This is a genomic window from Collinsella sp. i06-0019-1H4, from assembly GCF_042849575.1.
In the GTDB taxonomy this organism is placed as follows: Bacteria; Actinomycetota; Coriobacteriia; order Coriobacteriales; family Coriobacteriaceae; genus Collinsella.
This window is the reverse complement of sequence record NZ_BAABYB010000001.1, coordinates 857,908-871,019: the sequence shown is the minus strand read 5'-3', so window position 1 is coordinate 871,019 and position 13,112 is coordinate 857,908. Positions and strand designations below refer to the sequence as shown.

The window sequence follows — 13,112 nt, the reverse complement described above, 5'->3', positions numbered from 1 at the left end:
AGATGAACCTGACCTCCCAACAACAAGCCCTGCTCGACGGCGCCAAGGGCCCCGCCATGGCCAAAGTGGTCAAGACCCTCGTTATGTACGGCGAATGCTTTGGCGCCGAGCATATGGTTCCCGTGACCGGCGCAAACGGTCATCTTGTCACAAGTTTTGGCCTCTCCATGCTCGGTCCAGTCTATGACCTTATGGATGAGCTGCTGAAAGACGGCGCCCTGTCCGGTCAGTCATTCTCGGTCGACCCGAGGCCCCTCGACCCCGCCGTCCCGGCCAACCCGCTGCAAAAGCTGCTGTTCAAGATAATGTATTCCAAACAAGACGATTATGAGGCACAGCTGCGCAGCATGGGTCTATTGGACAACGATGCTTTCACCTGCACCTGCTACCAGCCCGAGGTTGGCAATCGACCTCGGCGTGGCGACATCCTAAGCTGGGCAGAAAGCAGCGCCGTGGTCTTTGCCAACTCCGTGCTGGGCGCTCGCTGCAATCGCAACTCCGGCATCATCGAGATGTTCGGCTCAATTGCCGGCTTTGTCCCGGAATTCGGCCTGCTCACCGATGAGGGCCGCAAGGCGACCTGGATCATCGAAGTCGACTGTAAGCGCAAGCCCGAAGCGCAAGTGCTTGGCAGCGCCATTGGCATGAAGGTGATGGAAGACGTCCCTTACATTAAAGGCCTCGACCGCTGGCTTGGCCGCGAACTCACACCCGGCACGCAGGACTACCTTAAGGACATGGGCGCCGCCAGCGCATCGAACGGCGCTGTCGGGCTCTACCACGTGGACGGCATCACGCCCGAGGCCGTCGAACAAGGCGAACACCTCATAGCACCAGACGCCCAAATCTATCGCATTGACGACGCCGAGCTGGAACGCATCCGCTCGAGCTACCCCGTTATGTGGAAGAACCCGGGCGCGCGCCCCAAGCTTACCTTCATCGGCTGCCCCCACCTCTCGTCTGCACAACTCGCCCATTGGGCAGACGCCATCTGCGATGGGCTGAGCGCCTCCGGCAAGTGCCGCGTGCAAGTACCCACCGTACTGACCGCCGCCCCATCCGTGGCAGACGCCTTCCGCAAGACTGCGGCATACAGACGCCTCTCGACTACCGGTGCCGTCGTCTCGAGCATCTGCCCGCTTATGTACACCAACAACCCGCTGTGCGGCAGCATGCCCATCATCACCAACTCCAACAAGTTGCGTACGTACTCGGCATCGCGCTACTACACCGACGACGAGGTGCTCGCCTACGTCACCACCGGAAAACCAATCAAATAGGAAGGCGACTCCTCATGGAAAAAATCTTTCACGGCCGCGTCGTTGTCCCCGGAACTGCCCACGCCAAGGCACTTGTCTCTCACGGAGGACTCAACACACTCGCATCGTTTCAGAAGGCACTGATGTTTGGCGACAAAAAGGCCACGTGTTCCGACCAAAACAATCCCGACTTGTACGGCAAACCTTTGGCGGGATGTGCCTTGTGTCTTCCGCAGACTATCGGCTCCACCACAGGCGGCATGGTGCTCTTCTGCGCCACCAAAATGGGGCGCCAACCCGCATGCCTGCTGTTTTCCAAACCCATTGACAGCCTTGCCGCCGCTGGCGCGATCCTCTCGGGTGTATGGACCGCCACCCCCATGCCCACCATTGACAACCTGGGCGATGAGTTTCTCGATGCTGTGTCGACGGGAGACGCCATCACCGTGACCGAAGACGGCACGGTCATCGTCGGCTAAGGCTATCCGACCCGCCGCCCGCAGATGAACAACGTGTTTCGCCATTTCCCACGCGCGGTGCGGGCGATAATCTTGACGTATTCGATATACAACACGAAAGGAGTCCCACCATGGGAGCATCGGTATCGGTCGCACAGGGCGCGCCTCTTGATGCAGGCACCTACAAGGCAGACGAGGCAGCCGTCGAGCGCTTTTGCGAATTGCTGCGCATCCCCACCGTTTCGCGTGAGAACATCGCCGAGCGCGACGATGAGCCCTTCAGCCAGTGGATTCCCACGCTTCAGCGACTTTACCCGCATTTCTTTAAAATCGCCGAGCTCACACGCGTCGACGACTTTGGCATGCTCCTGCGTTGGCCTGGCGCCGATTCCGCCTTGGACCCCATCGTCATGATGGCGCATCAGGACGTCGTGCCCGTCGAGGGCCAAGACTGGAAGCATGATCCCTTTGGAGCCGAGATCATCGACGGCGAGATCTGGGCCCGCGGATCACTCGACACCAAGTGCATCGTCTCGGCTTTCTTCGAGGCCGCCGAGCATTTGATTGCCCAGGGCTTCGTTCCCCCGCGCGATGTCTGGTTCTTCTCGAGCGATGGCGAGGAAATCGCCGCACCTACTGCAACCCATGCAGTGCAGTGGCTTCGCGAGCATAACATCCATCCCTATATGGTGCTCGATGAGGGTGGCGCAGTGGCAACCGACGCCCCGCTCGGCGTCACCGAACCCGTTGCCATGGTAGGCGTGTCCGAGAAGGGCCACGTCGACCTTACCGTCACGGCGCGCGTCGACGGCGGCCATGCCTCTACGCCTGCGGCAAACGATGCCTGCCGTCTTCTCTGCCGTGTATGCGAGACTATCTCGGCCAACCCCGGCAAGCCGCAGCTCACGCCCGCCGTCGAGGCCACACTGACCGAGCTGGGTGCCCGCAGCAGCGCGACGTTTCAGGCAATCTTTGGCAACCTCTGGCTCACACGCCCCGCGGTTACCAAGATTATGGCCGCCAGCCCCGAGACCTCGGCCATGCTGCGCACAACCTATGCGCTCACGCAGCTCGAAGGCTCCAACGCGCATAACGTGCTGCCACCGATCGCTCGCGCCAACTTCAACGTGCGCATCGCTCCGTTCGAGACCATCGCCGATGCCGTTGAGCGCGCCCGCAAGCTCGCCGCCCAGCAGTGCCGCGCCTCGGGCGTAAGCCCCGACCATGTCACCGTCGAAATCAACGAGGCGATTCCCTACACCGAGCCCGCGCCCATCTCGCCTTACGAAGACGATGCCGCCTTCAACTACATCCATCGCTGCGTGTCGGGTGTCTATCCCGAGGCCGGCTTTGCTCCCTACGTGCAGAACTCCTGTACCGACTCGCGCGAGTTCAACGAGATCTGCGATCGCGTCTACCGCTTCTGCGGCTTTATCTACTCGGGCGAGGCGCGCAAGCTCATCCATGCCGCCAACGAACGCATCGGCGTCGACGTCTACAAGCGCGGCATCGAATTCTATGTGGCGTTTCTCGCCAACCTTGAACAACTGTAGAACGGGGGCCGATAGCACCCCTCCCCGCTTTTACCGACCAGGAGAACCAGCATGACCCAACCAAATCTTAAGCGGGCGGCCCGGCTCGACACCAAGGCCGTCGCCCTCGCCTCCCTACCCTTTATGGGCATGATCAGCTTTTGGCAGGTCTACGACGGCATCGTTCCCAAGATGCTCACAGGGACCTTTGGCCTATCCAACTCGCTCACCGGCGCGATCATGGCCATCGATAATGTCTTTGGCCTGTTCCTGCTTCCGCTCTTTGGCATCTTCTCGGACCGCTGCGCAAGCAAACTCGGGCGTCGAACGCCCTTTATCTTGGGCGGCTCCGCGGTGGCAATGCTCTCCGTCCCGCTCATCGCGATCGCCAACAACATGGGCAGCCTACCTCTGCTCATTGGCGCGATTATCCTCACGCTTTTGGCAATATGCGCCTACCGCACCATGACGGTTGCCATTGTGGCAGATATTACGCCTCGCCCACTTCGAACCAAGGCGGACTCAATCGAAAAGATCGTCGGCTATGCGGGAACGGGTCTTATGCTCGTCGCCATCTCGGTCATGGTTCCCAAGGCCGACAAACCTGATTATCTTCCGCTCTTTATCTTGCAGGCCGCCTTTATCCTCGTGTCAGCCGTTGTCTACGGCATCTTTGTCCGTGAGCCCGCCCTCGTCGAAAAGATGCGCGAGAAATCGCTGTCAATGGGCATCGACGAGGATCAGATTGACAAAGACGACTCCCCCGAGGCCGGCGGTAAGGAACGCGTTGCAGACACCGACGTGCGTCGCTCCATCATCATGCTGCTCGCCGCAACGTTTTTCTACTACATGAGCTATAACGCCATGACCACCAATATCAGCCGTTATGCCGATTTGTTCTATGGCATGGAGGGCGGTTCCTATGCCATCATCAATATCGTGACGATTGCAGGCGCGCTGCTAAGCTACGCACCCCTGGCAAACCTTTCGCTCAAAATCGGCCGCAAAAAGGTCGCCCTGGGCACCGCCGTCATCATGGTTTTGTGCCCCGCGCTTCTTTGGCTGGCACCCGGTTTCTCGCCCGTGTTGTACGGGGTCTTTTTGTTGATGGGCGTCGCGCTGGGCGGCGTGGACCTGTGCGTGTACACGATGATTCTGGAGTGTTGCAGCTCCCAAAGCGTGGGCCGCTACTCCGGTTACTACTACACCGTGAGCATGGCGGCTCAGGTGGCGACGCCGATTCTCTCCGGCATCGTTATGGACGTGGCACCGTCGATGCTCTTCGCCTACATCACGGCAATGGGCATGATTATGGCCGCGAGCATTGCCGCCGCCAAGCACGGCGATGCTATCTTGATCGACGAGGTCGCTCGCCGCGAGGCAGCAAAGTAGGAGACCGAATTAACTACCGTGCGAAAAGGGGCCGGATGGGCAAAGTGCCCATCCGGCCCCTTTTCGGTTCATCCTCAAGAAGCTTATCGAAGCCTACCCTACCGTGACGGATTCCCCAGTAAAGGTGCTGATGAGCAGCAGGATAAAGAACGCCAAGTAACTGATGCTCAGCAGATAGGCAATAACCAAAAAGATGGTCCATCCAACATTGGTTTTACCGTCGGCACGGCGTTGCTCGCGATTGCGGCAGAGCCAAATCGTCACGCCAATAGCCACAATCAACAGCACGAGCGCCGCTGCGGCCAGCCCGGCAAGCGCAAACATCACGCCAATGCTCACAGCAATAACCGGGAGCAGCAGCAAGCCGCACCCGCACCCACCAGGACTATACACGGCAGACTGTCGACGTCGTTCCATCGTCACTCCAAGTCAAGCAATCGTTTGTAGACATCGAGACCCTTGAGCAGGATTTCCTCGTCAAAGAGCATGGTATCAGTGTGAAGGGCGCTCATCGCATAGGCTGGGCAGCCGTCTGCGTCGATCGGGTTTTCTTGCGCCTCCGGCACGCCCGTGCCCAGCAAGAAGAACACGCCCGGCAGATGGCGCTGATAGAAGGCGAAGTCCTCGGCAATCAGCAAAGGCTCATCTACGAGCTGTAGCTCGGGCAAGGCAGGCGCGACATTGGCAAATAGCTCGGGGTCGTTGTCGACCGGCGGATAGCCCTCGGCAAAATCGAGGTCATATGTGCAGCCCGTTGCAGCGCATGCCTCATCAAGCACGCGGCGCACACCCTCGCGTGCACGGTCGAACATGTCGTCCGTAAACACACGCAGACTGCCGGCAACATGGGCCTCCCCCGCCACCGCATTGCAAACCGTACCGGCCTGCAGCAGACCAAACTTGCCGATACAGGGCTCGTCAGTGCCCAGCTCGTCCATCAGTTCACGCTCGGCAACCAAGAACTTGGCAGCAGCCAGCGCCGCATCGTGCGACTCCTCGACCGGAACGCCATAGGTCTTAGCGATATGGATGCTCGTCCCGTGAATATGAATGTGTGTCTCACTCGAACGCGCCAGCAGCGGACCGGAACAACTCGCCAACGTGCCGGCAGGCAGATCGGGCCACACATGGAAGCCAAAAATGCGGTCAGCCCCATAGCGCTCGAACACACCGCTCTCGCATACCGTCTTGGCACCACCGGTCGTTTCCTCGGCCGGCTGGAACACAAAGAGAACGTTGCGCCTCATGGCGCCCGGCTGCTCGCGAATCGTACGGTCGACATACGTCGCGGCGGCAAGTGCCATGGCCATGTGTCCGTCATGTCCGCAAGCGTGCATCTTGCCGGGATGGATCGAGGCAAAGGCCGCTCCCGTCGCCTCCGCGATGGGCAGCGCATCCATATCGGCGCGAATCGCCGTGGCACGCGCGGCACCAACGCCAGCGTCGAAGAAAGCGCAGACGCAGCTGGGACACGGATGGGTCACCTCGCAAGCGAGCGGCGCCAACACGCCCTCGATATAGGCGATAGTCTGCGGAAGATCGAAATCGAGCTCCGGAATGCGATGGAGATCGCGGCGATAGCGACGGAGTTCTTGGAGCTCGGTCATAGAGAATCCCTTCGTGAGGCACATCTGTTGCAACTTATTGTGATACAGGATTGTGGCACACATGTTTCCAGCATATTGCTGCATTTTTTAAACGTTATATACGAATACTCTTGTTTGGTAAAGTGCAACGTGATAGGGTCTTTACCACTTGATAGAGGCGCGGGCACGAAGAGCCGCGGGCGAGCCGGCAGGCTTTGACCCCGTGGGGAGGCGAAACCCGCCGAACTGGGTTTTTCGGGCACGAACAACCTGGTGGGCCTGTGGGAAACACCCACAGGACTGTCTGCAGCAATGCGGGAGCGCTATCCGGACATTGGGTCCACGCTATGCGGATTCGATGCGCAGATGGCGCCGTCTGGATAGCGAGGTTTACGGGACATGGCATTGACCCCCAACGAGGCATATGCGGCCAAGCAGCCGTTTGTGGACAAGGAGACACTCGAGCATATCGTCGAGCAGTTCCCCACGCCGTTTCATCTATACGACGAGGCGGGCATCCGCCGCAACATGCAAGAAGTGCGCGACGCCTTTGCATGGAACCCGGGCTTTAAGGAATACTTTGCCGTCAAGGCCAACCCCAACCCGGCGCTCATCTCCATTCTCAACGAATACGGCTGCGGCTGCGATTGCTCGAGCTATACCGAGCTCATGATCGCCCGCTCGCTGGGCATCACGGGACACGACATCATGTTCTCTTCCAACGACACGCCGGCTGCCGACTTTGAGCTCGCCAACAAGCTGGGTGCCATCGTCAACTTTGACGACATCAGCCACATCGAGTTCTTTGAGCGTGTTGCGGGGCCCATCCCCAAAACGGTCAGCTGCCGCTTTAATCCAGGCGGCCTGTTCCAGCTCTCCATCGGCATCATGGATAACCCCGGCGACTCCAAATACGGCATGACCACCGAGCAGCTCTTTGAGGCTTTCCGCATGCTCAAGGCCAAGGGCGCCGAGAATTTTGGCATCCATGCCTTCCTTGCCAGCAACACCGTCACCAACGACTACTACCCCAAGCTCGCGCGCATCCTCTTTGAGCTTGCCGTGCGCCTGGAGCGCGAGACCGGTGCACATGTCGCCTTCATCAATCTGTCCGGCGGCGTCGGCATCCCCTATCTGCCCGAGCAGCAGGCCAACGACATTCACGCCATCGGCGAGGGGGTGCACGCGGCCTACGACGAAATCCTGGTTCCCGCCGGTATGGGCGATGTGGCCATCTGCACCGAGATGGGCCGCTTTATGATGGGGCCCTACGGCTGCCTGGTCACCAAGGCTATCCACGAAAAGCAGATCTACAAGGACTATATCGGTGTCGACGCAAGCGCCGTCGATCTGATCCGTCCTGCCATGTACGGCGCCTACCACCACATTACGGTAATGGGTCAGCCGGGTGGCGCCGACAAGACCGCGGCGCCTGTCACAAACACGTACGACATTACGGGCAATCTGTGCGAGAACAACGACAAGTTCGCCATCGACCGCGAGCTACCGCAGATCGACATGGGCGATGTGCTCGTGATCCACGATACCGGCGCGCATGGCTACTCCATGGGCTACAACTACAACGGACGGCTGCGCTCCGCCGAGGTGCTGCTGCGCCCCGATGGCTCGGCCGACCTCATCCGCCGCGCCGAGCGCCCGGGCGATTACTTTGCCACACTCGACGTGCTGCCGAGCGGCCGAGAACTGCTGGCCAAGTCGCGCGCCGAAAGTGCTCGCCGTCGCGCCCAAGACGAGCGCCTGGCAGTCGCCGCCCAATGGAACAAACGCATCCAGATCGCGGACGCGAAGGAGAAGAACATGGACATCCGCAATCTTGAGGGCTCGATCGTCGCCCTTGTTACGCCGTTTAAAAAGGACGGCAGCGTCGACTTTGACGCGCTCGAACGCCTTATCGATTTCCACCTGCAAAACGGCACCGATGCCATCCTCACCCTGGGCACCACCGGCGAGAGCGCCACGATGACCGATGACGAGGACAACTCCGTCGTCGCCGCCGTGGTCAAGCATGTTGCAGGACGCGTCCCCGTCATCGCCGGCTCGGGCTCCAACTCCACGCAGACGATGCTCACCAAGTCGCTCACCTACCAGGGCTTGGGAGCCGACGGCCTGCTGCTCATCACCCCCTACTACAACAAGTCCAACGAAGAGGGCATCTATCAGCACTTTAAGACCGTCGCCGATGCTGTGGACATCCCCTGCATCCTGTACAACATCCCCGGCCGCTGCGGCTGCGGCATCAGCGAGCGCAACGTAGAGCGCTTGGCCGCGCACCCCAACATCATGGGGATCAAGGAAGCCTCGGGCAACGTCGCCTACGCGGCCAAGATTGCCCACCTGCTGTCCGACGACTTCCGCATGTACTCGGGCGAGGACGCCCTCACCGTGCCGCTCATGAGCCTGGGCGCTTCGGGCACCATCAGCGTGTGGGCCGACGTTCAGCCGCAGCTCGTGCACGACATGTGCCGCGCCTATCTGGACGGCGACGTGGAGCGCGCCCGCGATATCCAGATTGCCGGCCAGCCGCTCATCAATGCCCTCTTTAGCGAGGTCAACCCCATTCCCGTCAAGGAAGCACTCGCCCAGATGGGTATGATCGAGGCAAACTACCGCATGCCGCTGTGCCCCATGGCAGACGACACGCGCTCCGCACTTACCGATGCTCTGAAGGGAGCTGGTCTGCTTGATTAAGACCGTCATTATGGGAACGGGCCGCATGGGCTCGCTCATCTGCACCACCGCCGAGGGCGTTGTCGACGCCGCCGGTCAGCCCGTTTTTGATATCGTCGCGCAGATAGGCTTTGATCTAACCGAACTCGAGAACGCACCAGTCGCCGACGTCATCATCGACTTCTCGAACGTCGTGACCTTCGATGCTGTCGTCGCCTATGTCGAGCGCACGGGCGCGGCGTTAGTCTCAGGCACCACGGGCTACACACCCGATCAGATGGACCGCCTGCGTGAGCTGGGCCAGAACGTCTGCGTCATGCACTCCGGCAATTACTCCATCGGTATCGCAGCCCTGCGTCATCTGGTAGCACAGGCCACACGCGAGCTACCGGGCTTTGACTGCGAGATCGTCGAGACGCACCACAACCAAAAGGTCGACGCCCCCAGCGGCACTGCCAAGTTGTTGCTCGACGCCGTCGTCGAAGCTGAGCCCGAGGCAGGCTACCACCCCGTCTACGGACGCGAGGGCATGTGCGGAGCGCGCGACCCCAAGGAGATCGGCATGCACTCGCTGCGCGGCGGCACCGTCGCCGGCGTGCACGAGGTGAGTTTCTTTGGCCAGGACGAGGAGGTCACGCTCACCCACCGCGCCACGAGCCGTCAGATCTTCGTCAACGGCGCCTTGGCAGCCGCGCAGAAGCTCGTCACCCGCGAACCCGGCTTCTACACCTTCGACCAGGTCATGTTCGCCTAACTAGTTATCAACCATACCCCCTCAAAGGAGAGACAGCATATGAGCAACGCAGCCGAGATGGATGCACAAGAGATTATCAACTACATCGCCACCGCGCCCAAAAAGACGCCCGTCAAGCTGTACGTGCGCGAGAAGCCGGGCATGAAGGTCCAGTGGGGCAATGCACACGTCTACGGCGGTCGTCGTGGCAAGACCGTCTTTGGTGACTGGGATGAGCTTAAGGCAATCCTCGACGCCAACGCCGACTCCATCGACTACTACGATGTAGAGAACGACTGCCGCAACTCCGCCGTGCCCATGCTCGACCTTAAGGGTATCAACGCCCGCATCGAGCCGGGCGCGATCATCCGCGACCGCGTCGAGATCGGCGACCGTGCCGTCATCATGATGGGCGCCATCATCAACATCGGCTCCATCATTGGCGAAGGCTCCATGATCGACATGGGCGCCGTGCTGGGCGGCCGCGCCACCGTGGGTAAGAACTGCCACATTGGCGCCGGCACCGTGCTGGCAGGCGTCGTGGAGCCCGCCAGCGCCACGCCCGTCATCATCGAAGACGATGTCATGATCGGCGCCAATGCTGTGGTCCTGGAGGGCGTGCACGTGGGTAAGGGTGCCGTCGTTGCCGCCGGCGCCGTGTGCGTCGAGGACGTCCCCGCCGGTGCCGTCGTGGCCGGTGTCCCCGCCCGCGTCATCAAGATGCGCGACGAGAAGACCGACAGCAAGACCGGCCTGGAAGAGGGCCTGCGCCAGCTCTAGGGTTACGCGGTTTTACCAAACCGCGCAACTAGTCGACGCTGCACCTTTGGTTCCGTCGTTCTAACGAACGACGGATCTCTCGACGCTGCAAACGCCCCTAAGCGGCAATCTGACGTTCAATCGTCGGTCGCGTACCGAAGTACGCTTCCCTCCTCTTTCACGTCACCTTGCTCGCCTAGGGGCGTTTTCGCTGACATATGCTCAGTCTGCAACTCAATTCAGCTCCAAGCAAAAAGGCCGAAGTCCCGAAGGGTTTCGGCCTTTGCTTTGTCTGAAGTTCAAGCGCAGTTTATCGATTCTCAATTGACCCGATGTTTTTGAGCTCGATGGAGATGAGGCCGTTGGGCTCGTTGACGAACTCGATATACTCGGAGTTCGAACCCATCTCGGCCGGGAAGCTGATCTCGATGCCCGTGTCGGTACGAATCTTGTGATTGCGCACGGCAGCGCGCTCGACCTGCTTGCGCTCCACGGGAACGCGCTCGGGAACCTTCTCCTCGGTCAGTGCCGCGCGCACGCTTTCCTTGATGACCGGTTCGTCCTCAAAGACCTCATCGACGATATCCCAGGGCGGCAGCTCCTCGTCATCCTCAACCTTCTCGGCAACGGCAGCCTTAACCTTAGCGAGCGCTACGGCCGTATTGGCACCGTGCTCCTCGGCGACTTCCTCGACCACGCGCGTCACGGTGTCGATGACCTCCTTGCCCGACACGCCCGTATCGCACTGCAGCAGACCGTCGGGAATGAGCATGCGGTCTTCGCCGGCAATCTTGCGCTTCTTGTCCACATAGCCGATCTCCATGGTGCTCGCACGCACGATGGCATAGCTTGGCACCTTTTGGGAAGGATTCGGCAGGATAGCATAGTGGCGCGCGATGTCGTTGCGTACCTCGCCCTCCTCGCGGCCCACCTCGTGCATAAAGGCCTGCTTGGAGCCCAGCAGCATCACGGCAAACCAGCGGGCATCCTCATCGTCGTCAAAGTCGGCCACGAGCACATCGGTGGACTCGGCTTTTTCGGCCTTGGTAAGCTCGGAGGAAATGAACTCCGCAATCTGCTGCGACAGGTCTACGAACTCGCGCTCGCCAAAGAAATAGCCCTTGAGCTCGCCGCCAAACGCAGAGTTCTCGGCAAACGCGGCGCGTTTATTGTCGGCCGAGGTACGTGCGCGGCGCAGATGCGTGGTCACGAAGTTGCGCACGGTACGGCTCTCGATATCGAGCTCGCGCTGGCTCATAACGTTGACGGCAGAGTCAAAGTCCAGGATATGCAGAATCGCATGATTGATTTTCATATACGGCATTCCGTTCTAGATTGAATTGAGCACGAACCAGTATAGCGGTCGAGCCCGCCCCAGGCGCATCGAAGATTGGTGCATCGGGGACAGGTTGCTTTGCACCAATGGCTAGCGCAGGAGCTCGGACTGCCATACCTCGAGCTGTTCTGCCAGGCTCTTACCACTAGAAGGCACGCTGAACTCGGGACGTTTGGGCAGCAGCGCACACTTAAGAATTGCCACGATGGTCTGCGAGACAAAGCGTCGCGTATCCTTGTCAAACCCTTGCGCAGCCTGGAGCATCACGGGCAGGCTCTCGCGCAGATTCCCAGCGATATCCGCAAACCGCTCAGCACCCGTAGCCTCAAACACGGAGAACAACGCATCTACAAAACGCTCGCGCTCGCTAGGCGAAACTGCAAGCAGCATCTCGCGAATGGAGCCATCAACGTATCGAGCACCGGCGGACAGGCGCTCACAGTACACGAAGTCGCGACCATCAACCACCCAGCTAAAGGGATTGTGCTGCAGCAGGCTGAACTCGGTGCTCTCAACGATGGCATAGTCCTCCTGCGTCTCGAACATCATGCCAAAGATCGACGACCGAGGTAGCGTCTTGTCGATTCGACCGGAAAGATCGGCAAAGGCGTTGCCGTTCAGAAACTCCTCGACGAAACCCGGACCATCATGGGAATACGCCTGTTCGATTCGCGCACGGGCGACATCGGAGCACATCGCCGCACCGTACACCGCAAGGTTTCCACCCTTGGAATGACCTCCGCACAAAAGCGGCCCGTCAATCGCATCCGCCGCCTCGTCCACATAACGCGCCGCGGATTCCTGGGCCGGCACAGGATACCGGAACGCCATGTTAAAGTCCTCTTTCCAGCCCACAATCGTGCTGTCGGTCCCCCGGAAGGAAAGATAGCTAAACCCCGCCGGAAACCGGAACGCCATGGCTGCAAACTGCTCTGTCGCCACCACATCGCTCACGGCACGATAGCCGCAAACGTGCACGCCACGGTAGCGAGGACTTGCTGCCACGGCCTCCAGCAAGGCCTTGCTCCCCTCCGGGTCCCACAAGTCGTCAATCATGTCCCGGTAGCACTCGGCACGCAGCAGCTCGCGTACGTCTAGGCCCTGCCAGTTCGTCAGCTCCGCCATATCACCCGGCAAACGCAAATAGGACAACCACGCAAAGACGAGGCTATCCACCGCGCAGAACGGCCTCTCCTCAAACGGATCAAACGCCGTCTGGGCATAGGTTAAAAAATTAGGCGAATCCGACATGGCCCTCCCATCAACTATGGTGCATTGGGGCAACTATGGTGCATTGGGGTCAGGTTACTTTGCACCAAAAAGGCGCCCGGGCCGTGTGGACCCGGACGCCTTCATTGTAGCTTTTCGC

At 60.2% G+C, this 13,112-nt stretch carries 11 protein-coding genes and 1 riboswitch; of the genes, 7 read left to right on the top strand and 4 right to left on the bottom strand.

All coding sequences use genetic code 11. From position 1 onward, the window contains the following. Positions 1 to 2 precede the first annotated feature (2 nt). The 4 genes from ACGHEN_RS03700 to ACGHEN_RS03685 all read left to right on the top strand — a co-directional run bounded on the left by ACGHEN_RS03700 (position 3) and on the right by ACGHEN_RS03685 (position 4,641). Positions 3 to 1,280 (top strand): aconitase X, encoded by a 1,278-nt coding sequence (locus ACGHEN_RS03700; RefSeq protein WP_390397362.1) that lies wholly within the window; start codon positions 3 to 5, stop codon positions 1,278 to 1,280. Positions 1,281 to 1,294: 14 nt separating this feature from the next. After that, positions 1,295 to 1,738, top strand: coding sequence for an aconitase X swivel domain-containing protein (locus ACGHEN_RS03695; protein WP_390397361.1), 444 nt, complete (start codon positions 1,295 to 1,297; stop codon positions 1,736 to 1,738). Positions 1,739 to 1,848: 110 nt separating this feature from the next. Then, entirely contained in the window at positions 1,849 to 3,270 is a 1,422-nt protein-coding gene (locus ACGHEN_RS03690; RefSeq protein ID WP_390397360.1) for a M20/M25/M40 family metallo-hydrolase, read from the top strand. A 51-nt stretch (positions 3,271 to 3,321) separates the two neighbouring features. Beyond that, a complete protein-coding gene (locus ACGHEN_RS03685) occupies positions 3,322 to 4,641 on the top strand; it encodes an MFS transporter (protein WP_390397358.1) in 1,320 nt (439 codons plus the stop codon). A 93-nt stretch (positions 4,642 to 4,734) separates the two neighbouring features. On the opposite strand, the gene ACGHEN_RS03680 is transcribed toward ACGHEN_RS03685, so the two are convergent. Together ACGHEN_RS03680 and ACGHEN_RS03675 are read right to left on the bottom strand one after the other, a co-directional pair. Then, a complete protein-coding gene (locus ACGHEN_RS03680; protein WP_390397356.1) occupies positions 4,735 to 5,004 on the bottom strand; it encodes a hypothetical protein in 270 nt (89 codons plus the stop codon). A gap of 56 nt (positions 5,005 to 5,060) precedes the next feature. Continuing rightward, positions 5,061 to 6,248, bottom strand: a complete 1,188-nt coding sequence (locus ACGHEN_RS03675) for an N-acetyldiaminopimelate deacetylase (RefSeq protein WP_390397354.1) — start codon at positions 6,246 to 6,248, stop codon at positions 5,061 to 5,063. Positions 6,249 to 6,392: 144 nt separating this feature from the next. Continuing rightward, a riboswitch (Lysine riboswitch) is annotated at positions 6,393 to 6,561 on the top strand. Between the two features lie 65 nt (positions 6,562 to 6,626). Here ACGHEN_RS03675 and dapA point away from each other — a divergent pair. The 3 genes from dapA to dapD are packed head-to-tail and all read left to right on the top strand — an operon-like array spanning position 6,627 to position 10,428. Then, entirely contained in the window at positions 6,627 to 8,936 is a 2,310-nt protein-coding gene (dapA, locus tag ACGHEN_RS03670; RefSeq protein WP_390397353.1) for a 4-hydroxy-tetrahydrodipicolinate synthase, read from the top strand. After that, on the top strand, positions 8,929 to 9,669 hold the full coding sequence (gene dapB, locus ACGHEN_RS03665; RefSeq protein WP_390397352.1) for a 4-hydroxy-tetrahydrodipicolinate reductase: 741 nt from the start codon (positions 8,929 to 8,931) through the stop codon (positions 9,667 to 9,669). Before dapA ends, dapB begins: the two co-directional genes overlap by 8 nt. 39 nt (positions 9,670 to 9,708) lie before the next feature. Continuing rightward, positions 9,709 to 10,428 (top strand): 2,3,4,5-tetrahydropyridine-2,6-dicarboxylate N-acetyltransferase, encoded by a 720-nt coding sequence (dapD, locus tag ACGHEN_RS03660; protein WP_390397350.1) that lies wholly within the window; start codon positions 9,709 to 9,711, stop codon positions 10,426 to 10,428. 289 nt (positions 10,429 to 10,717) lie between these two features. On the opposite strand, the gene ACGHEN_RS03655 is transcribed toward dapD, so the two are convergent. Both ACGHEN_RS03655 and ACGHEN_RS03650 read right to left on the bottom strand, forming a co-directional pair. Beyond that, positions 10,718 to 11,722, bottom strand: coding sequence for a nucleoid-associated protein (locus ACGHEN_RS03655; RefSeq protein ID WP_117583913.1), 1,005 nt, complete (start codon positions 11,720 to 11,722; stop codon positions 10,718 to 10,720). 111 nt (positions 11,723 to 11,833) lie between these two features. Then, positions 11,834 to 12,994 (bottom strand): Mbeg1-like protein, encoded by a 1,161-nt coding sequence (locus tag ACGHEN_RS03650; protein WP_117583912.1) that lies wholly within the window; start codon positions 12,992 to 12,994, stop codon positions 11,834 to 11,836. Positions 12,995 to 13,112 lie beyond the last annotated feature (118 nt).